This window comes from Acerihabitans sp. (genome assembly GCF_036398755.1).
Lineage (GTDB): Bacteria > Pseudomonadota > Gammaproteobacteria > Enterobacterales > Enterobacteriaceae > Acerihabitans.
Window position 1 is genome coordinate 42,583 of sequence record NZ_DASWOM010000064.1, and the last position, 20,051, is coordinate 62,633.

Annotated in this window: 16 protein-coding genes; 10 read left to right on the forward strand and 6 right to left on the reverse strand. The window is 60.9% G+C overall.

The features are described from left to right. Positions 1-38 precede the first annotated feature (38 nt). The 4 genes from VGC33_RS10435 to VGC33_RS10450 form a co-directional block, all read right to left on the reverse strand. Positions 39-725 (reverse strand): D-lyxose/D-mannose isomerase, encoded by a 687-nt coding sequence (locus tag VGC33_RS10435; RefSeq protein WP_331120685.1) that lies wholly within the window; start codon positions 723-725, stop codon positions 39-41. Positions 726-830: 105 nt separating this feature from the next. Beyond that, complete coding sequence (locus VGC33_RS10440) at positions 831-1,772, reverse strand: ABC transporter substrate-binding protein (RefSeq protein ID WP_331120686.1); 942 nt, start codon at positions 1,770-1,772, stop codon at positions 831-833. 19 nt (positions 1,773-1,791) lie between these two features. Next, complete coding sequence (locus VGC33_RS10445; protein ID WP_331120687.1) at positions 1,792-2,781, reverse strand: ABC transporter permease subunit; 990 nt, start codon at positions 2,779-2,781, stop codon at positions 1,792-1,794. Between the two features lie 9 nt (positions 2,782-2,790). Continuing rightward, a complete protein-coding gene (locus tag VGC33_RS10450) occupies positions 2,791-4,302 on the reverse strand; it encodes a sugar ABC transporter ATP-binding protein (protein ID WP_331120688.1) in 1,512 nt (503 codons plus the stop codon). 143 nt (positions 4,303-4,445) lie between these two features. Here VGC33_RS10450 and VGC33_RS10455 point away from each other — a divergent pair, with 143 nt between their 5' ends. From VGC33_RS10455 to VGC33_RS10470, 4 genes are all read left to right on the forward strand, one after another. Further along, on the forward strand, positions 4,446-7,070 hold the full coding sequence (locus VGC33_RS10455; RefSeq protein ID WP_331120689.1) for an ATP-binding protein: 2,625 nt from the start codon (positions 4,446-4,448) through the stop codon (positions 7,068-7,070). A 384-nt stretch (positions 7,071-7,454) separates the two neighbouring features. Then, positions 7,455-8,957, forward strand: a complete 1,503-nt coding sequence (locus tag VGC33_RS10460) for a basic amino acid/polyamine antiporter (RefSeq protein WP_331120690.1) — start codon at positions 7,455-7,457, stop codon at positions 8,955-8,957. A 15-nt stretch (positions 8,958-8,972) separates the two neighbouring features. Then, positions 8,973-10,241 (forward strand): arginine deiminase, encoded by a 1,269-nt coding sequence (arcA, locus tag VGC33_RS10465; protein WP_331120691.1) that lies wholly within the window; start codon positions 8,973-8,975, stop codon positions 10,239-10,241. 233 nt (positions 10,242-10,474) lie between these two features. After that, entirely contained in the window at positions 10,475-12,307 is a 1,833-nt protein-coding gene (locus tag VGC33_RS10470) for an ABC transporter ATP-binding protein (protein WP_331120692.1), read from the forward strand. Between the two features lie 47 nt (positions 12,308-12,354). Here VGC33_RS10470 and VGC33_RS10475 read toward each other — a convergent pair whose 3' ends face one another. Both VGC33_RS10475 and VGC33_RS10480 read right to left on the reverse strand, forming a co-directional pair. After that, positions 12,355-13,476: a GNAT family N-acetyltransferase gene (locus VGC33_RS10475; protein ID WP_331120693.1), complete on the reverse strand. Its 1,122-nt coding sequence runs from the start codon at positions 13,474-13,476 to the stop codon at positions 12,355-12,357. A gap of 149 nt (positions 13,477-13,625) precedes the next feature. Next, positions 13,626-14,495, reverse strand: a complete 870-nt coding sequence (locus tag VGC33_RS10480; RefSeq protein WP_331120694.1) for a helix-turn-helix domain-containing protein — start codon at positions 14,493-14,495, stop codon at positions 13,626-13,628. Between the two features lie 254 nt (positions 14,496-14,749). Between VGC33_RS10480 and deoC the strand changes: the two genes are divergently transcribed. The 6 genes from deoC to VGC33_RS10510 all read left to right on the forward strand — a co-directional run bounded on the left by deoC (position 14,750) and on the right by VGC33_RS10510 (position 20,010). Then, positions 14,750-15,451, forward strand: a complete 702-nt coding sequence (deoC, locus tag VGC33_RS10485; protein WP_331120695.1) for a deoxyribose-phosphate aldolase — start codon at positions 14,750-14,752, stop codon at positions 15,449-15,451. A gap of 87 nt (positions 15,452-15,538) precedes the next feature. After that, complete coding sequence (locus tag VGC33_RS10490; protein WP_331120696.1) at positions 15,539-16,459, forward strand: ribokinase; 921 nt, start codon at positions 15,539-15,541, stop codon at positions 16,457-16,459. 22 nt (positions 16,460-16,481) lie between these two features. Then, complete coding sequence (locus VGC33_RS10495) at positions 16,482-16,982, forward strand: RbsD/FucU domain-containing protein (protein ID WP_331120697.1); 501 nt, start codon at positions 16,482-16,484, stop codon at positions 16,980-16,982. A gap of 42 nt (positions 16,983-17,024) precedes the next feature. Beyond that, positions 17,025-18,164 carry a mandelate racemase/muconate lactonizing enzyme family protein gene (locus tag VGC33_RS10500; protein ID WP_331120698.1) on the forward strand — a complete coding sequence of 380 codons (1,140 nt, stop codon included), beginning with the start codon at positions 17,025-17,027 and terminating at the stop codon, positions 18,162-18,164. Positions 18,165-18,208: 44 nt separating this feature from the next. Continuing rightward, positions 18,209-19,159: an aldo/keto reductase gene (locus VGC33_RS10505; protein WP_331120699.1), complete on the forward strand. Its 951-nt coding sequence runs from the start codon at positions 18,209-18,211 to the stop codon at positions 19,157-19,159. Beyond that, positions 19,156-20,010 carry an amidohydrolase family protein gene (locus tag VGC33_RS10510; RefSeq protein ID WP_331120700.1) on the forward strand — a complete coding sequence of 285 codons (855 nt, stop codon included), beginning with the start codon at positions 19,156-19,158 and terminating at the stop codon, positions 20,008-20,010. The genes VGC33_RS10505 and VGC33_RS10510 overlap by 4 nt, the downstream gene beginning before the upstream one ends. Positions 20,011-20,051: the final 41 nt, after the last annotated feature.

A 20,051-nucleotide genomic window follows, 5' to 3' on the forward strand; every position in this document is an offset into this window, starting at 1 on the left:
GCCGGGAGAATCATGCAAGCCGGCGCGCGAATAGGGCATCAGGCCGGTATCTGTTCGTAGTCGTTGCATAGCAGCCAGCGCGGCGCCTCGTCTTCGGTTATGGGGCTGAAACGCGCCTGTCCCCGCAGGAAACGGTTATCGCGCTGGTCGTCATTGGTCATCGAGACTTCGCCCACCAACACATCGCCAAAACCCTCCTCGCCCCAAAAACTGTGATAAATGCCGGGCGTCAGGCAAATGCTCTCCCCCGGGGCCAGGCGCACGCGGGAGCCGGCGGCATGGGTCTGCCGGCAGCCGTCGATAACCACCGTCACCTTTGAGGCGGCCAGCTGTTCCTCATCATCGCGGTTATACATTTCCACCATCAGGTTGCCGCCGCCCCGATTGATAATATCCTCGCGCTTATGCCAGTGAAAATGCAGCGGCGTAATCTGCGCTTCGCGGCAATGAATGGCTTTTTCGGCATAGATCTTGGCATAAGGGCCGCCGTCGGGCGAGCCGTTGCGCAGGGTGAACAGCGTCAGGCCGGCGTGGGTAAAATCGTCGCCGCCGAAGTCCGTCACATCCCAGCCCAGGCGCAGATCGAATACCTCGCGCCAGTGCCGGCGCTCCAGGGATAGCCAGTCATTCGGGGAAAAACGGGCAAACGGCGGCAAATGCATGCCGTTGCGGGCAAAAAACTGCTGGGTCTGGTGCAGAATACTGTTGACCTGAGAGCGCTTCATACCGCCTCCGCTGTCATCGGGTACGGGCGGCGCACCGCCGCCGGGGATGGCGCCGGCGGGCCGGCGTGGAATCGGCCACGTTTTCCCGCCCGCCGCCGGTGAGGGTTATTTCACCGTCCAGCCTTTGTAGCTGGCGACATTGTTGCGATCGATCATTTTCACCGGGATCAGCACCGGTTCCTTGGGCGCCGGTTTACCCTGTAAAATGTCATAACCGATTTCCACCGCTTTGGCGGCCATCACCTGCGGATCCTGGGCCGGCGTGGCGACAAACAGCGAATTTTCGCGTTTCAACGCTTCCTCGCCGTCCGGCGAGCCGTCGACGCCGACGATAAAGAACTCTTTACGCTGGGCCTGCTTGGCGGCCAGGTCGGCGCCGATGGCCGTCGGGTCGTTAATGGCGAATACCGCGTCGATATGCGGGTTAGCCGCCAGCAGCGAGGTCATTATTTCCAGTCCCCCTTCGCGGCTGCCCTTGGCATTCTGGTTATAGGACAGCAATTTGATATCCGGATGCTTTTTCAGCTCGTTCATACAGCCTTCCACCCGGTTTTGCACCGCGGACACCGGCGGTCCGTTGACGATGACCACCTGGCCTTTGCCTTTCAGCTTGTCGGTGATGTATTGGCAGGCCAATTCCCCGGCCTGGGTATTGTTGGACGTAATAGTGGCGTTGGCCCCCTCGGCCGCCACGTCGACCGCCACCACCACGATACCCGCGGCCTGGGCGCGCTTCACCGCCGGACCGATGCCTTTGGAATCCGCCGCGTTGAGGATAATCATATCGACCTTGGCGGCGATGAAATTATCGATTTGCCCTACCTGTTGGCCCAGGTCGTAACCGCTGGACACCAGCGTGACGTTGACTTTGTCGCCGGCCAGTTCGCGGGCTTTCATCTCCGCCCCTTTGGTTATCTGCACAAAAAACGGGTTGGCGAGATCGCCCACCGTCACGCCGATGGCCTTCAATTCCTTGGCCTGCGCCAGAGGCGCGGCGGTCAGCATGGCCGCCGTCAGCAGCGCGGTATAAACAGGATTCAATCGCATGGTTTTTCTCCGGTATGGGTTATGCCTGATGATGTCGGGTACGGTATTTGTCAATCAGCACCGCTATGATGATCACCGCCCCTTTGATCACCAGCTGCCAGAAATAGGAGACGCCCATCAGCGTCATGCCGTTGTTAAGCGTGGCGATAATCAGCGCCCCCACCAGCGTGCCGGTAATGGTGCCGATGCCGCCGACAAAACTGGTGCCGCCGAGGATCACCGCGGCGATGGCGTCCAGCTCATACCCCATGCCCAGGTTGCCGTTGGCGCTGTAGAGCCTGGAGGCGCTCATCAGCCCGCCCAGGCCGGAAAGCAGGCCGCTGGCGGCGTAGACGAACAGCAGCACGAAGCTGACCCGGATACCGGTCAGGCGCGCCGCCTGCATGTTGCCGCCCACCGCGTAGATATGCACGCCGAGGGTGGTGCGCCGGAGGATAAACCAGCACACCGCGATTACCGCCAGGGCGATGATAATCAGCCAGGGCACCGGCCCCAGGTAGCTGTTGCCGATCCACTCGAAATTGATATAGGAGTTAATCACCGTGGTGCCGTCCGCCAGCAGGTAGGCGGCGCCGCGCAGCGCGGTATAGGTGCCGAGGGTGACGATAAACGGCGGCAGGCCGGCGTAGGCCACCAGAATGCCGTTGAACAGGCCCATGCCCAGGCCGGCCAGCAGCGCCAGCGGTATCGACAGATAGGCCAGCGTCGGATGGAGCGAAGCCACCATGGCCACCACCGCCGTGGCGCCAAGCATCGATCCCACCGACAAATCGATGCCGCCGGTGAGGATGATAAACGTCATCCCCGCCGCCAGGACGATATTAATCGAGGCCTGGCGGGCAATATTCAGCAGGTTGCTGTCGGTGAAAAAATTGGGCGCGACGAAGCCGAAAATCGCCACGATCAGCACCAGGATCGGCAGGATGCCGACGGTTTGCATCAGGTCGTTCAGCCAGGGCTTCTTGACGGTGGCCGGCGTGGCGTCGGGGGTAGCGGAATTGGTGGCCATGGCGGCTCCTTAAACGGGCGTCGGTGTCAGTTCGACGCCGGTGGCCAGCGTCATGATATTTTCCTGCGAAATCTCGCCGCCGCTGAGCTCGCCGGCCAGGCGGCCTTCACACATGACGTAGACGCGGTCGCTCATCCCGACCACCTCCGGCAGTTCGCTGGAGATCATCAAAATGGCCACGCCCTGCTGCGCCATTTGCCCCATCATGCGGTAAATTTCGCTTTTGGCGCCCACGTCCACGCCACGCGTCGGCTCATCGAGGATCAGGATGCGCGGATGGATGGCCACCCAGCGCGATACCAGCAGCTTTTGCTGGTTGCCGCCGGACAACCCGCCGGCGCGCACCTGGGCGTGGGGAACCCGGATATTGAGCGCGCGGATGGCCTCGGACGAAATAACCAGTCCCTTGCGCCGGTCGAGCAGGCCGAAATGGGCGTCGCGCTCCAGGGTCGGCATAACGATATTTTCATGGGCGGCCATATCGAGGAACAGCCCCTGTTCCTTGCGGTTTTCGGGCAAAAAGCCGATGCCCAGCGTTATGGCGTCGCGCGGCGAACGAATGGCGACCGGGTTGCCGTCCACCCGTATGACGCCGCCGGTGGGTTTATGCACGCCGAACACCAGTTGGGCCAGTTCGGAACGACCGGCGCCCACCAGTCCGGACAGCGCGACGATTTCGCCGGAGCGCACCGTCAGGCTGACGGGCCTGACCTTTTTGCCGTCGGTCAGGTCCCGCAGTTCCAGGCGCACATCGCCGACCGGAATATGCGTGTCCTTATTAAACAGATCGCTTAACGGCCGTCCGACCATCATGCGCACCAGCTCGGCGGCGGAGAGCTGCTCGCGCGTCAGGCTGCCGACATACTGGCCGTCGCGCAGCACGCTGACCCGATCGGACAGTTCATAGACTTCCGCCATGCGATGGCTGATATAGATAATGGCCATCCCTTCCTGACGCAGCCGTTTAATCAGTTCGAACAGGCGCTGGGTTTCGCGGGACGACAGCGCGGCGGTGGGTTCGTCCATGACCAGGATGCGGCTGTTGCGGTGCAGCGCCCGGCCGATTTCCACCTGCTGCTGCTCGGCAATGGTCAGCGACATCACCAGGTCGGTGGCGCGGAACTGCGCGCCCAGGCGATCGATAACCTGCTGGGCCTCCCGCACCATTTTGCCGCGCTGCACCAGGCCGCCGCGCGCCAGCTCACTGCCCAGGAAGATGTTTTCCGCCACCGTCAGGTTGGGCGCCAGGTTCATTTCCTGGTATATCAGGGTAATGCCCGCCGCCAGGGCGTCTTTTGGGCCTTTAATCGGCCTCGGCGCGCCGTCGATAATAATCTCGCCGCTGGTGGCGGTATACGCGCCGGCCAGGATCTTCATCAGGGTGCTTTTCCCGGCGCCGTTTTCTCCCATCAGCGCATGGATTTCACCCAGCCAGACCTTGAGGTTGACCGACTTCAGGGCATGGAAATGGCCGAAGCGTTTGCCAATATCGCGCATTTCGAGAATCGGGGTAGCTGTCATCCTGTTGGCGCCTTCGTTAAGCCGTCACAGACGCAGTAAAGCAGATCCAGATAAATGCAAAATGTCAGCGGTTGTTCATGTTTGTCATAATTGGCCATGGCATGGGTTCTATACTGGCGGCCAGCCCGTTGCGGAGCCCTGATATGACGTCGTTGTTCTCCCCAAGACCGATCCTGGCAGGCGCCAGGGGCCGCCTGCTGATGTTCAACCTGCTGGTGGTGGCGGTGACGCTGATGGTCAGCGGGGTGGCGATCGTGGGGTTTCGTCATGCCGGCAATCTGCAAGAACAAATGCAGGCCCATACCCTCAGTGAAATGACCGGCAGCATGGAACTGGGGCGCGATACCGCCAACGTGGCCATTGCCGCCATCCGTTTGTCCCAGGTGGTGGGCGCGCTGGAGTATCAGAGCGAGGCCTTGCTGCTGGCGCAAACGCAGCTGGCGCTGCAGGACTCTTTGCGCCAATTGGCGCAATCGCCCCTGGCGGCGAGCGAGCCGGCGCTGGTGGAACGCATCACCCGGCGCAGCGGCGCCCTGGAGGCCAGCGTCACCCGCCTGCTTGAGCTGGGCCGCCAGCGGCATATGCAGCGCAACCAATTGCTAAGCGAGCTGTACCAATGCCAGATGTACCTGCACCAGATCGCCACCATCGCCGCCCGTGAGCGCCAACTGGCGCCGACGTTTGCCCTCAGGGAAGAAATCGACCGCCTGCTGGACATCGCCATCCACACCACCAGTCCCCGATCGGCGCTTATCCAACTGGATCAGGTGATGGCCGGCTGGCCGCCGGCCGATCACCTCAGCCCCCTGTTGGCCGATAAAATCCGGCGCTTTATGCTTAGCCAGCAAAACCTCGGCCCCCTGGGGCGGGAGCTGTCCGACAGCGATCTGGCCATTGCGTATTTCACTTACCATATCAAAGCGTTGGTCGGCATGCTGAACGGCGACATCAACCTGTATGTGCAAAAGGTGGCGGGGGAGTCGCGCGAGCGGATCCGCCAAACGCATCACGAACTGGCGTCGATCATCTATTTCATCGGTCTGTTCGCCCTGCTGTCGCTGGTGATTACCCTTTTTGCCGGCTGGTATATCTATCGCAACCTGGGGTCCAACCTGTCGGTTATCGCCGACGCCATGTCCCGGCTGGCGGGGGGGGAACGCCAGGTCAGCGTGCCGGGATTGCACCGGCGCGACGAACTGGGCGATCTGGCGCGGGCCTTTAACGTCTTTGCCGGCAACACCGCATCCCTGGAGCAGACCTCGCGCCTGCTGAAAGAAAAAAGCACCCAATTAGAGAACACCTTTCTGGCCATGCGCGACGGCTTTGCCCTGTTCGATCGGCGCGGCCGCCTGGTGGTATGGAACCCGCAATATCCGCTGTTGCTGGGACTGCCGGCCACGCTGCTGTTTCGCGGCCAGCATTATCGCGAGCTCTTGGCCGCCCTTGGCCGCAACCAGGCGAAAGTGCCGGGCTATCGCGACTGGCGCGAGGTGAACGCCCACCTGCGCGCCCTTGCGCCGCGCGCGCTGGAGCTGCATCTGGCGGCCGGTCCCATCCTGGAGCTGCGTTTCAGTCCGGTGCCGCGCCACGGCATGGTCAATGTGGTGTTGGACCGCTCGGAGCGCAAGGCTCTGGAGCAGGCGCTGGTCCATAGCCAGAAAATGAAGGCGGTGGGCCAGCTGACCGGCGGCCTGGCCCATGACTTCAATAACCTGCTGGCGGTGATTATCGGCAGCCTGGAGCTGTGCGCAAACGGCGATGGTCGCGACGGCGAGCGCATCGATCGCGCCCTGAAAGCCGCCGGACGCGGCGCCCAGCTGACCCAGCGCCTGCTGGCCTTTTCCCGCAAACAGGCGCTGCATCCGCAGGCGGTGCAATTGCCCGGACTGGTGGATAATCTGAGCGTACTGCTGCGCCAAACGCTTCCGGTCAACCTGATTTTGAAGGTGGCGCCGCAACTGCCCGGCTGGTTTGCCTGGATCGACGTCAATCAGTTGGAAAACGCCATCATGAACCTGGTGGTCAACGCCCGCGACGCCATGGAGGGACGCGGCGGCGAAATTATTATCCGCACCTATAACCAGCGGGTGGTGCGCGCCGGCGGCAGAAAGCAGGACATGGTCACCCTGGAAGTCGGCGACAGCGGCTGCGGCATGTCGGCCGAGGTGCAATCGCAGGTATTCGAGCCTTTTTTCACCACCAAAACCGTCGGCAACGGCAGCGGCCTGGGGCTGTCGATGGTCTATGGCTTTATCCGCCAGTCCGGCGGCCGGGTGCAGATTGAATCATCCCCCGGCGCCGGCACGCTGGTGCGCCTGCAGCTGCCGCGCGCGCCGGCGATGGACCCGGCGCCGGAACCGATGCCCGACCCCGGTCCGGCGGCGCGCGAGGATCTGCTGGTGCTGGTCCTTGACGATCAGGAAGATGTGCGCGATACCCTGTGCGAACAGCTGCATCAGTTGGGATACGTGACGCTTGCCGCCGGCGATAGCGCCGAGGCCCTGATGCTGCTCGGGCGCACCCCGGATATCGCCATGCTGATAAGCGACCTGATGCTACCCGGCGCGCGCAGCGGCGCCGAGGTCATCCAGCTGGCCCGTCAGGCCAATCCGGCGCTGGCGACCCTGCTTATCAGCGGCCAGGATATGCGCCGCGACGGCTGCGGGTTGCCCGACGCCGTTACGCTGCTGCGCAAGCCGTTTACCCTGGCGCAATTGGCCCAGGCGTTGAGGCAGTCATTAGGCATGAGAATAAGAAGCCCCGTGTGACGCCCCGTTCCGCGGGGAAAAATGCTTAACCTTGGTCTTTCGATTGAGACGGGCATTAGTAAAGTAAAATGGTCTATTTGGTGATCTGGTTAATGAAATAAATTTGTCATAAATAATAACGGTGACAGTAGATCTGTTTTCGATAAATTTTATTAATGGATTTGGCCGCGGGAAAATAAAAAATAATTAATATTATTTTTTCAAATAAGTCATTTTTACAATAAAAATTATTTATCATTTCATTTTAATAAATATATCCCGGATATTAATTATCCGGGTGTATAACGCTATTAAATACAAAAAGCGAAAATCACGAAAATATCACAATACATTATCTGAAAATTGAGTTAATTTATGATTTACCGCAAGACGTTGAGAATATATATGACAAACGCTGCAGACACGAAATTGTCTTTATGGTCGCTTACGGCTTTAGTGGTGGGGTCGATGATCGGTGCCGGCATATTTTCCCTGCCGGCGACGTTTGGCCGCGCCACCGGGGGATTCGGCGCCCTGATCGCCTGGTGTATCGCCGGCGGGGGCATGCTGATGCTGGCATTTGTATTCCAGACGCTGGCCCAGCGTAAACCTGAGCTTGATTCCGGGGTATTCATTTATGCCAAACAGGGATTCGGCGACTATTTGGGTTTTGCCGCCGCCTTGGGATTCTGGGCGGGTACCTGTATCGGCAACGTTTCTTATTATGTGTTGATAAAATCCACGCTCGGCGCTTTTTTCCCGATATTCGGCAACGGTAACACCGTGCCGGCGGTCGCGGTGGCCTCGGTTATCCTGTGGGCGTTTCATGTGCTGTTGCTGCGCGGGGTAAAAGGCGCGGCATCGATCAATACCATCGCCACCTTCGCCAAGGTCATTCCGATATTCTGTTTTGTCATCGTATTGATCTTCGCCTTTAAAGGCGATTTTTTTGTCGCCAATTTCTGGGGCGTTCCCGACCCGGCGCGCGCCGGCGATCTGGCGCATCTCAACGACTATGGCTATGCCGGCCACGCCGCCCTGGGTGTGGCGCCGGCGCCCGAATCGCTGTTTTCCCAGGTGCGCAGCACCATGCTGGTGACGGTGTTCGTCTTTTTGGGCATCGAGGGCGCCAGCGTGTATTCCCGTTACGCCAAACGGCGCAGCCACATCGGCATCGCCACGGTGCTGGGGTTTATCGGCGTGCTGTGCCTGATGATCCTGGTGACCATGCTGTCCTACGGCGTGCTGCTGCGTCCGGACCTGGCCGCCCTGCGCCAGCCGTCGATGGCCGGAGTGCTTGAGGCGGTGGTGGGACGCTGGGGCGCGGTGTTCATCAGCGCCGGGCTGATTATCTCGGTGCTGGGCGCCTATCTTTCCTGGTCGCTTTTGGCGGCGGAAGTGTTATTCTCCGCCGCCAAAAGCCAAAGCATGCCGAAAATATTCGCCAGCGAAAATAGCCGGGCGGTCCCTTCCGCCGCCGTATGGCTGACCAATATTACCATCCAGGTATTCCTGGTCCTGACATTGTTTAGTGATTACGCTTTCCAGCTGGCGCTTGAATTAACCAGTTCATTAACGCTTATTCCTTATTTACTGGTCGGCGCCTACGCCTTAAAGCTGGCCTGGACCAAAGAGACCTATGAAACCGATGCGCGCGGGCATACCAAAGATTTGGTTATTGCCGCCATTGCCACCTTTTACGCGTTGCTGATGATCTATGCCGGCGGATTAAAGTATCTGTTGCTGTCCGCTATTATCTACGGACCCGGCACCGTGCTGTTTATCCTGGCAAAGCGTGAGCAGAAGGCGGAATTATTCACCACGGCGGAAAGGATATTATTTATTGTCGTGATGCTGGCGGCCATTGCTGCGCTGTGGAGTCTCGCCACCGGAGTTATTACTATTTAAATGACGGGAGCTGATATGACAGATAAGCAAAAATCCGCGGATTATGGCGTCCATTCGGAAGTGGGGCAGCTGCGCAAGGTTTTGGTGTGCGCGCCGGGAAGGGCGCACAATCGCCTGACGCCCAGTAACTGCGATGAGCTGTTGTTTGATGATGTGCTGTGGGTGGAGCGGGCCAAACGCGATCATTTCGACTTTATGACCAAAATGCGCGAACAGGGCGTCGATGTGCTGGAGATGCATAACCTGCTGGCAACCACCCTGGAGAATCCCCTGGCCAAGAGCTGGCTGCTGGACCAGCAAATCGTGCCCGATGAGGTGTCGCTTGGGATACTAAGCGAAACCCGCGGTTTTCTCGACGGCCTGGCGCCGAGGGTCCTGGCCGAAGTCCTGATAGGCGGTCTTTCCACCACCGACCTGGCCGCGCAGGGATATGCCGACCACGAAGAGCTGAAGCTTATCCGCGAGGCGGTGGGCATTACCGAATATCTGCTGCCGCCGTTGCCGAACACGCTTTATACCCGCGACACCACCTGCTGGATCTATGGCGGCGTAACGCTCAATCCGCTTTATTGGCCGGCCCGCCACGAGGAAACGTTGCTGATGGCCGCCATTTACAAATTCCATCCCGATTTTGCCCAGGCCCGTTTTGATATCTGGTATGGCGACCCGACCGTACATCACGGCACCGCCACGCTTGAAGGCGGCGATGTGATGCCTATCGGCAATAAAACGGTACTGATAGGCATGAGCGAACGCACCTCGCACCAGGCCATTACCCAGCTGGCCGCGTCGCTATTCGCCAAAAAACACGCCGGGGTGGAACGGGTAATGATCGCCGCCATGCCGAAACTGCGCGCGGCGATGCACCTGGATACGGTATTCACCTTTTGCGATCGGGATGTGGTGACGCTGTACCCGGCCATCGTCAATCAAATCCAGACCTTTTCCCTGCGTCCGGACGACGGCCCGACCGGCATGAAGCTCAGCCGCGACCCGGGCACCTTTGTCGAGGCGGTGGCCGCGGCGTTAAGCCTGGATAAGCTGCGGGTGGTGGAAACCGAGGGCAATGACTACGATACCGAGCGTCAGCAGTGGGACAGCGGCAATAATATGGTGGCGCTGTCACCCGGCAAGGTGATGGCCTACGATCGCAACACCAAAACCAATACCCGGCTGCGTAAAGAGGGGGTCGAGGTGATTGAGATTGTGGGCAGCGAGTTGGGCCGGGGACGCGGCGGCGGTCATTGCATGACCTGCCCGCTGATTCGTGACGCGGTGGAGTAATTCCGCGCATCGCTGGGCGGGGGCGCCCCGAGGCTGAAGATAAAATCCGGCCGGCCCCCCGCCGGGTCATCAATCTGCACTGTATTGAAACCAACCGTCAATTGAGTCGAAAATCCGGCGCAAAATGCACTACTCTTCATCTTTTCTGGTCATGTTCGCGCGTGCGCGGCATGGCGAAGCGCGACGATCGGTCACGAACGCCCGCGCTTGCGCTTTAACACGGAGAGGATTGCATGCTGTATCGCCGTTTTGAAAAAATTATCGATGTATTCCAGGACGCGCCGGCGAAGGCTCCCCCCGGGCGGGTCTTGCCTTTCTATCTGTATTATCTGCGCCAGGTCTGGCCGAGCTTTGCCGCGCTGCTGGTGGTCGGCCTTATCGGCGCGCTTATCGAGGTGGCGTTGTTCAGCTACCTGAGCCGGATTATCGATTTGGTCAACACTACGCCCAGCGCGGGGTTTTTCACGGCGCACGGCGGCGAGCTGCTGTGGATGGCGGCGGTTATCCTTGTCATGCGCCCGGTGTTTATCGGCCTGCACGATCTGCTGGTACACCAGACCATCAGCCCGGGCATGACCAGCATGATCCGCTGGCAAAACCATAACTACGTGCTGCGCCAAAGCCTCAATTTTTTCCAGAACGATTTTGCCGGCCGTATCGCCCAGCGCATCATGCAGACCGGCAGCTCACTGCGCGACTCGCTGGTGCAGGCGGTGGACGCCCTGTGGCATGTGCTGATTTACGCCATCACCACGCTGGTGCTGTTCGCCGAGGCCGACTGGCGCCTGATGATCCCGCTGGTGGCCTGGATTTTCGGGTTTCTGCTCAGCCTGTATTATTTCGTCCCCAGGGTAAAGTCCCGCTCGGTGGCGTCTTCCGAGGCGCGCTCCAAACTGATGGGCTGTATCGTCGACGGTTACACCAATATCACCACCCTGAAACTGTTCGCGCATTCGGCGCTGGAACAACAGTACGCCCGCGAGGCCATCAGCGAGCAGACTTATAAAACCCAGCTGGCGAGCCGCATGGTAACCAGCATGGACGTGGCGATTACCACGCTGAACGGGCTGCTGATTGTCGGCACCACCGGCCTGGCGCTATGGTTATGGACCCAGTCGCAGCTCAGCGTGGGCGCCATCGCCCTGGCCACCGGCCTGGTGATCCGCATCGTCAATATGTCGGGCTGGATCATGTGGGTGGTTAACGGCATTTTTGAAAATATCGGCATGGTACAGGACGGCCTGGAAACCATCGCCCAACCGGTTAGCGTCATCGACCGTCCGCGGGCGCAACGCCTGGTGGTTGACCGTGGCGCCATTCATTTTGATCGCGTTGCCTTTAACTATGGCCGGGAACGGCAGGTGATTAACGGTCTGGATCTGGCTATCCGGCCCGGCGAAAAAATCGGCCTGATCGGCCCCTCCGGCGCTGGCAAGTCGACGCTGGTTAACCTGCTGCTGCGCCTGTATGACCTGGACGGCGGCCGTATCCTTATCGACGGACAGGATATCGCCCAGGTTAGCCAGGAAAGCCTGCGGGCGCAGATCGGCATGATAACCCAGGACACGTCCCTGCTGCACCGCTCTATTCGCGACAACCTGCTGTACGGCAGGCCCGGCGCCAATGAAGCCCAGCTGTGGGATGCCATCCGCCGCGCCCGCGCCGACGAGTTTATCCCGCAGCTGTCCGATCTCCAGGGCCGCACCGGCCTGGATGCCCACGTCGGCGAGCGCGGGGTTAAGCTCTCCGGCGGGCAGCGCCAGCGTATCGCCATTGCCCGGGTATTGCTTAAGGACGCGCCGATCCTGATTATGGACGAGGCCACCTCCGCGCTGGATTCTGAAGTGGAGGCGGCCATCCAGGAAAGCCTGGAGCTACTGATGCGCGGCAAGACGGTGATTGCCATCGCCCACCGGCTGTCGACCATCATCAAGATGGATCGGCTGGTGGTGCTGGATAACGGGCGGATTGCCGAGGTCGGCAGCCATAACGAACTGCTGGCCCGCGGGGGGCTGTATGCCCGGCTATGGCGCTACCAGACCGGCGGATTTGTCGGCGCCGGGTAATCCGGGCGGCATTCCGCTCCGCCGGGGCGGTTTTCGCACCCTGTGGCTCAATCCCGGCGGTAGGGTAGCGACAGCCTGGCGTCGTCCGCCCAGGCGCGCACGGCCTGGCGCTCCCCGGTCAGGAAATCGGCCACCGCCGCGCGCAGGCCGGGATGGCGCAGGTAGTGCCACGAATCGGTCAGCACCGGCTCGAACCCGCGGATAAGCTTATGCTCGCCCTGGGCGCCGGCGTCAAAACGCGCCAGTCCCCGGGCAATGGCATACTCGATGCCCTGGTAAAAACAGGTTTCGAAATGCAGCCGGTCGAATTCCGCCAGGCATCCCCAATAGCGGCCGTAAAACGTATCATGGTCCACCAGGCTGAAGGCCATGGCCACCGGATGACCCTGTTGGCTGGCCAGCACCACCCGGATGGCGCCGGGCATCCGTTCGGCCAGCAGGCTGAAGAAGTCCCGCGTCAGATATGGCCTGCGGCCGCGCACCTCATAGGTATTGGCGTAGCAGGCGTAAATAAAGTCCCATTGCGCCTCGTTCACCTGCGTTCCCGTAAGCCAGGAGAAATCAATGCCCTGCGCCAGGACCTGTTCGCGCTCCTTGCGTAGTTGTTTGCGCTTGCGCGAGGTGAGGGTATCGAGAAAATCCTGGAAATCCCGATAGCCGCGATTAAACCAATGGTACTGGCAGCCCAGGCGCCTGAGCCAGTCCGGCTCGGCCGCCAGCAGAACGTTGGCCGGGGCATCGGTAAAGTTGATATGCGCGCCCGACAGCCCATGGCGGGCAAGATGCCCCGGCAGCGCCGCCAGCAGTTGTGCGCCCGCCGCCGGGGAGCCGAGCAGCCGGGCGCCGGTGACCGGGCTGAAGGGCACCGCGCCCAGCCATTTGGGGTAATATTCTATACCGGCGCGCTCGCAGGCTTCCGCCCAGCCCTGATCGAAAACGTATTCGCCATAGGAATGGCTTTTCCGATAGCCGGGCATGGCGGCGAGGGTACGGCCGCCCTCCACCCATAACAGATGGTCGGCTTGCCAGCCGGAACGTGGGCCAAGACTGCCGCTGTCCTCGACCGCGCTGAGAAATGCGTGGCGCAGGAAGGGTTGTCCGGCCGGAACCAGGGCATCCCACTCGCCGGCGGGCACATCGCCCAGGCGCGCCAGGGAGGTTAATGACATAACAGGGAACTCCGGTGAAGTGCCGTCAATCAGAAAGCACAGTAGCCAGTTGGAGGGCATAGCGCAAGGGTGGGGGCACGCAGTGGCAAAGGCGCCCGGGATTGCCGGGTGGGATGACCGCACGGCGCTCACGGATAAACGCCGTCATCTCACAGCGAATTGACCAGGCTCTCGCGGCGGCGGAATTCAGAGGGAGACAGCCCGACGGCCTGATGGAAATCGCGGGAAAAATGCAGCGGATCGTTATAACCGACCTGATAGGCGATGGCGGCAATGCTGGCGTCGGTTTCCACCAATAAGCGACGCGCCTGGGATAACCGGTAATTTTTCAGCCATTTCAGCGGGGTTTGGTTAAAGGTGGTTTTGAACAGGCGAAACAGCTGCGATTTGCTCACCTGGCAAAAATGCATGAATTTTTCGATATCCCATTCATCGTGATAATGGCTATGTATCTGGTAAATCAACTGACCCAAGCCACGATGCATAATCATCGGCGAGCGCAGCGCCTCGGCGCTGCGGCTTTCCAGCAGGGTAAACACCAGATTGGCGCAGACCATATCGCACTGCGCCTCGCTCATCAGGGTATGCGAGCGCATCAGGCCGAAAATGGTCTGGTAAATGCCGTTCATTTTGTCCGGGAAATCAAATTGGAAAACCGGATGTTTCTGTATCTCCAACAGCGACATAATATTGTTCAGTTTGCCCCCGTCTACCCGCAGCCAGAAAATTTCCCAGGGATCGCCCGGATCGGGGTAGTGTTCATGGGGCCATCTCACCGGTAGCCAGACCAATTGATTGGCTTTCACCTGATGCACTTTATCCTCTACCTTCACCCGACCTTTACCCTTCAGGCAGAAAATAAATTCGTGGCCGACCACCGACTGGCGCTGTATATGATGCTCCGGGCCGGTTTGTAAATGACCGGCGCGTAATATGCGATAGTTGAATAGTGTGGAGAAATCATCATATTCCCGATAAAAAGAGGAAACGATCCGCGTCTGGTTCTTTAATGCCGCCATAGGTTATTCCGGCCCATTGATCTTTTCTTTAATAGCAAACCGATGGCTAAAAGTAGCCTATTTACCTGGGTCTCTTGAGCGGGGGACGGGTTATTTATGATCTGTCTCACAAATTTATTGACCGGGGACTTCCATCCATATTTTTGAAATTTATCGCACTCACTGCGCGCGCGGCAAAGACATTAAGGTAAGCCCTATTGATGAGGAATAATTTAGCCAATGTGGTTTAACCAAAAAAGTAGGAGTGTTGTTGCATGATTAATTTTAATGACCCGCGCCAGGTCGCCAAAGCCATCCAGTTCACGAATGTGAATGCGGATCTCACGCGCGACGAGCTGCTAAAGCACCTGGATCTCTGCCTGCAATATCAGTTTGACGCGGCCATGATCGCCCCGTGTTGGGTCGCGCTGGCCAAGGACGTGCTGAAAGGCTCCGGGGTCAGGGTGGCCACCACGGTTAATTTCCCCCAGGCCAACGACACCACGGCGATGAAAGTGGCGCTGGTGCGCGAACTGGCCAGGGAGGGGGCCGATGAGTTTGATTTTCCGCCGAACCCGGGCTTTTTGCTCAGCGGTATGGAAGACCGCTATTTTGATGAGCTAAAACAGGTTACCGCCGCGGCTCATGATGCCGGCATGAAGGTAAAAGCCATGCTGGAATTTGGTTTTATTACCACCGAGGCGCTGAAAATAAAGGCCACGCAATACGCCTATGAAGCCGGCATAGATTGGGTTAAACAATCCAGCGGCTGGGGAAAAGGCGGCTGCGCCGCTACCGTCGAGGACGTCAGGATCCTGAAAAATAATATTCAGGCCCCCTGCCGGGTTAAAGTTTCCGGTAAAGTCAACACGCTGGAAAAAATGCAGGCGATGTTCGAGGCCGGGGCTGAACTGGTGGGCACCAGTTCCGGGCCGGAATTGGTCAAAGGACTGGCCGGGGATATTGCCGGGTATTAAACAGACGGGCCGTAATACCATGCCGGCGAAATACGGCCCTGTTCGCAATGTTATCGGCCGCCGGCAAAAACATAATCGGGTGATGTAATGAGCGTATTTATTCTCGGCAGCTACGCAAAAGCGTTGGTCATGACGGCGGAACGGATCCCCCTGGCGGGCGAAACCCTGATTGGCCGTGATTTTCGCCAAACCTGGGGCGGCAAAGGCTCGGATATGGCGGTGCAGGCAGCGCGCCTGGGCGCCAGGGTGTTTTACGCAGGCGTCGTGGGCGACGATGCCTTTGGCCATGAGTTTATCCGGCTGATGCGCGACGAAGGCGTCGATATTACGGCGCTGGACGTCTCGGCGGAACTGCCGACCGGGGCCGGGCTGATTATCAAGGACCAACAGGCGCGCAATATTATCGTGGTGGATATGGGCGCCAACCGCCTGTTTACCCCCGAGCGGGTGGACGCGGCGCTGCCGTTGCTGCGCGAGAGCGCGGTGGCGCTGGCCCAATTGGAAATTCCGCTGGAAACGGCGCTGTACGGCCTGCGCCGGGCCAAGGCGCTGGGCAAGATTACCGTGCTTAATCCCGCTCCGGCGCGCGATTTGCGCGGCCTGGACCTGAGCGCCATTGATTACCTGACGCCCAATGAAACCGAAGCGCGCGTGGCGCTGGGCCTGGCGCCGGATGATAAGCGCAGTAACCGCGACATTGCCGGGCTGCTGCTGCAAACCGGCTGCCGCCATGTGGTCATGACGCTGGGCGAGGCCGGTTCGGCGGTGTTTACCGCCGGCGAGCCCCTGGAAATCCCTCCTTGCCGGGTCGGCGTGGTGGACAGCAACGGCGCCGGCGATAGTTTTAACGCGGCGCTGGCGGTGGCCCTGGCCGAGGGCCAACCGATCCGCGACGCGGTGGTGTTCGCCAACGCCACGGCGGCGCTATGCTGCACCGGGTGGGAAACCGTGCCGTCCTATCATACGCGCGCGCAGGTCGACGCCTTTATGCGGCAGTCACCCCGCTAACCATAATGATTGAGATAATCCGATGAAAGCCAACAGTATCCTGCATCCCCAGCTGGCCGCCGCCCTGGCGACCCTGGGCCATACCGATATCGTCCTGGTGACCGATGCCGGTTTCCCTATCCCGCCCGGGGCCAACCGCATCGACCTGGGATTTTTCCCCGGCACCGTTGACGCCCTGGCAATCCTGCGGGTGCTGCGCGACGCCCTGTGCGTCGAGGAGGTCAGCTTTGCCCCGGAAGTGCGCGACTGCCATCCGGCGCTCTACCGCGACCTGCAGCAGATCTATACCGGATCCGGCGCGGTGTTCTCCGGCGTTAGCCATGAGGACCTCTGCCGGGATCTGGCCTATCGCGCCAAGGTCATCATTCGCTCCGGATCCTTTAACCCCTGGGCCAATATCGCCCTGGTGGCCAGCACCGATCCTTTCGCCTGGTTTACCGATGTCTCCGGCGTCAAACCGCTGCCGGCCTACGTCGAGCGCCGCCGGCGCATCCGGGACAACGCGGTGCCCGCGTTGCAGTAAACGGCATTCCAGCCACGGCATCATTGATAAGGGTTGGCATTTATGAAAATAACGGGTTATCGCACGCTGCAAACCATCCACCGCTGGGGACGGCCCATCGGCGACGTGAACGGCGTGCTAACGACAGGCATAACCGACGTACCGATCCTGTTGCTCACCACCGACGCCGGGCTAACGGGGATTGGGCTGGGGGCACACGGCGATATCGCGCGGATCTTCCCCGCCATTGAAGGCGAGGACCCGCGGGCGGTAACGGCGCTGTATGACCGCATGCTGGCCTCGGTATTTAAAAGCGGCCACGCCGGCAGTGTCTTCGGCGCCATCGGCGTGGTGGATATGGCGCTGTGGGATCTGAAGGCCAAAGCCGCCGGTGAACCCTTATGGCGCACCCTGGGCGCGCGGGATCCCTTCGTGCCCGGATATGCCTCCGGCCTCGATTACGGCCTGCCGCTCGATGAACTGGTGGCCTTGCATCAGCGTTTTGCCGATCGCGGTTTTACCGGCTTCAAGCTCAAGGGCGGTCTGGACGTGGCGCAGGACATCCAGCGGCTGCGGGCGGTGCGGCAGGTGTATCTGGCCAACAGCGCGGCGCCGGCGGTCATGATGGATGTGAATGAATCCATGAACCGCAAGCAGGCGGTGCGTTATGTGGACCGCATCGAACGGGAAATGGATCTCACCTGGATTGAGGAGCCGGTACGGCGCTGGGACGCGGAGGGCCATGCCCAGGTCGGGCGCGCGGTGAAATGCGCGGTGGCCACCGGGGAAAACCTCACCGGCCTGGAACAGTTCACCCCGCTGTTCGCCGCAGGGGCGGTGGATATCGTCCAGACCGGGATGTGCTGGGGCATTACGCATTTTCTGCGGGTGGCCATCGCCGCCCATGCCCATAACCTGCCGGTCAGTCCGGTCGGCTATAACGCCAATCCGGTGGCTCACGCGGCGGCGGCGGTTCCTAATCATCTGGCCACCGAGGTGCAGGACCTGGCGTTCCCCGTCGGCCTGCGGGTCGATCAGGACATTACCGGCGGCGGCATCCTGCTGGGGTCGGCGCCCGGCCTGGGCATCGATATTGATGAAGACGCCATCGCGGCCGGGCGGGAATCGGGTAACTGGAGCGTCCCCACCGGGCCGCATGTGCGTCCGGAGCGCGCCGGCCTGCGCCTGGGCACGGAAAAATAATGCCCGCGCCGCCCCTGGCGGCGCCCGGGCAAAAGGACAGCAGAATGAAAACAGCATCATTGGGATCCACCGGCATCCGCGTGCCGATCCTCGCCATGGGCGCGGCATCCCTGGGCAGCATCTACCATCCGGTGTCGCAGCGGCAGGCCGATGACACCGTGGCCGTCGCCCTGGCGCACGGCGTTAACTATTTCGACGTGGCGCCCTACTACGGCGCCACCAAGGCGGAAACCGCCCTGGGCCAGGCGCTGCGTGGCGTGCCGCGCGCTGACTATACCCTGGCGACCAAGGTCGGCCGCTATGGCGACAGCGACTGGGATTTTTCCGCCGCCGCCACCCGCCGCAGCATAGAACAGAGCCTGGCGCGGCTGGGCACCGATTATATCGACGTTATCCAGTGTCACGACGTGGAGTATGGCGATCGCGCGCAACTGGTGAACGAGGGCCTGCCCGCGCTGCGGAAACTGCGCGAACAGGGCGTGGTGCGCCATATCGGCATCACCGGTTATCAACTGGATTTCCTCGAACCGCTCGCCATTGAACAACAGGTGGATACCCTGATGGCCTATTGCACCTATACGCTACAGGACCGCCGCCTGGGCGCGGTAGCGCAACGGCTTAATGCCGCCGGCATCGGGGTGCTTAACGCTTCCCCCCTCGGCATGGGGCTGCTGACCGACCAGGGCGCCCCGCAATGGCATCCGGCCCACCAGCGGGTCCAGCAGGCATGCCGCCGGGTCGCGCAGCTTTGCCGTGAATTTGGCGAAAATATCGCCAAGGTTGCGCTGCAGTTTGCCCTGACCACCGCCACGCGCCAGGGTATTGCCAGCACGGTAATCGGCACCGCCAGCGCGGAAAATATGCTCGACAACCTGTCCTGGTGCGAGCAGCCGATCAACGCCGACCTGCTGGCGCATATCGACGCGCTGCTGGCGCCGGTACTCAATATCGGCTGGGATATCCTGCCCGGCAACGGCGGCAAGGCCAACAAATGAAGATCATCGACAGCCATGTCCATCTCTGGGATCCGCACCACCTCAGCTATCCCTGGCTTGCCGATGTACCCGCCCTTGATCGGCCCCGGTTGCCGCAACACCTGGCGGCCGAGGCGCCGGCCCTGGCGGCGGCGATAGTGGTGCAGGCGGACTGCGATACCGCCCGGGCGCTGGACGAAGTGGCGTGGATAGACGCGCTGGCCGATGCCCAAACGGCGCTGCCCATCGCCGGCATCGTGGCCTATGCGCCGCTGGAGCAAGGGGCGGCGGTCGCTGATTACCTGCGGCGGCTGAGACTTTACCGGCGCGTGGCCGGCGTGCGGCGTTCGGTGCAAAACGAGGGTGCCGATATCCTGCGCCGGCCCGGCTACCGCGCCGGCATGCTGGCCGCGGCGCGGGCCGGGCTAAGCATTGATATGTGCGTGCGGCCGGCACAACTGGCCGGGCTGCGCACGCTGTTAACGGACCTGCTGGCGGAAGCGCCCGGCGTGCGGGTGGTTGTCGATCACCTGGGCAAGCCGGAGATCGCCGCCGGCCGCCTTGATCCCTGGCGCGAGGATATCGCCCGGCTGGCGGCGCTGCCCGGTGTCTATTGCAAACTGTCGGGCCTGGTGACCGAGGCCGACCGGGACGGCTGGCGCGAGGAACAGCTGCGGCCGTTTATAGACCATGCCCTGGCAACGTTCGGTCCGGCGCGCTGTATGTTCGGCGGCGACTGGCCGGTGGTAAACCTCGCCGGCGGTTATCAACCCTGGCTCCATTGTCTGTCCAATGCGCTCGAGACGCTGACGGCCGATGGGCGGCGGGCGGTTTGGCACGATAACGCCGCGGCGTTTTATCACCTTTATTAACGGGCATCGATTCACGCTCGCCCTTGTTTAAGCAACCGATA

Bases quoted from the DNA above. Each gene is read 5' to 3' on its own strand.
- arcA (WP_331120691.1), top strand. From the start codon at position 8,973: ATGACAGATAAGCAAAAATCCGCGGATTATGGCGTCCATTCGGAAGTG.
- VGC33_RS10445 (WP_331120687.1), bottom strand. From the start codon at position 2,781: ATGGCCACCAATTCCGCTACCCCCGACGCCACGCCGGCCACCGTCAAG.
- VGC33_RS10470 (WP_331120692.1), top strand. From the start codon at position 10,475: ATGCTGTATCGCCGTTTTGAAAAAATTATCGATGTATTCCAGGACGCG.
- VGC33_RS10490 (WP_331120696.1), top strand. From the start codon at position 15,539: ATGAGCGTATTTATTCTCGGCAGCTACGCAAAAGCGTTGGTCATGACG.
- VGC33_RS10460 (WP_331120690.1), top strand. From the start codon at position 7,455: ATGACAAACGCTGCAGACACGAAATTGTCTTTATGGTCGCTTACGGCT.
- VGC33_RS10500 (WP_331120698.1), top strand. From the start codon at position 17,025: ATGAAAATAACGGGTTATCGCACGCTGCAAACCATCCACCGCTGGGGA.
- deoC (WP_331120695.1), top strand. From the start codon at position 14,750: ATGATTAATTTTAATGACCCGCGCCAGGTCGCCAAAGCCATCCAGTTC.
- VGC33_RS10495 (WP_331120697.1), top strand. From the start codon at position 16,482: ATGAAAGCCAACAGTATCCTGCATCCCCAGCTGGCCGCCGCCCTGGCG.
- VGC33_RS10480 (WP_331120694.1), bottom strand. From the start codon at position 14,495: ATGGCGGCATTAAAGAACCAGACGCGGATCGTTTCCTCTTTTTATCGG.
- VGC33_RS10435 (WP_331120685.1), bottom strand. From the start codon at position 725: ATGAAGCGCTCTCAGGTCAACAGTATTCTGCACCAGACCCAGCAGTTT.
- VGC33_RS10450 (WP_331120688.1), bottom strand. From the start codon at position 4,302: ATGACAGCTACCCCGATTCTCGAAATGCGCGATATTGGCAAACGCTTC.
- VGC33_RS10475 (WP_331120693.1), bottom strand. From the start codon at position 13,476: ATGTCATTAACCTCCCTGGCGCGCCTGGGCGATGTGCCCGCCGGCGAG.
- VGC33_RS10505 (WP_331120699.1), top strand. From the start codon at position 18,209: ATGAAAACAGCATCATTGGGATCCACCGGCATCCGCGTGCCGATCCTC.
- VGC33_RS10440 (WP_331120686.1), bottom strand. From the start codon at position 1,772: ATGCGATTGAATCCTGTTTATACCGCGCTGCTGACGGCGGCCATGCTG.
- VGC33_RS10510 (WP_331120700.1), top strand. From the start codon at position 19,156: ATGAAGATCATCGACAGCCATGTCCATCTCTGGGATCCGCACCACCTC.
- VGC33_RS10455 (WP_331120689.1), top strand. From the start codon at position 4,446: ATGACGTCGTTGTTCTCCCCAAGACCGATCCTGGCAGGCGCCAGGGGC.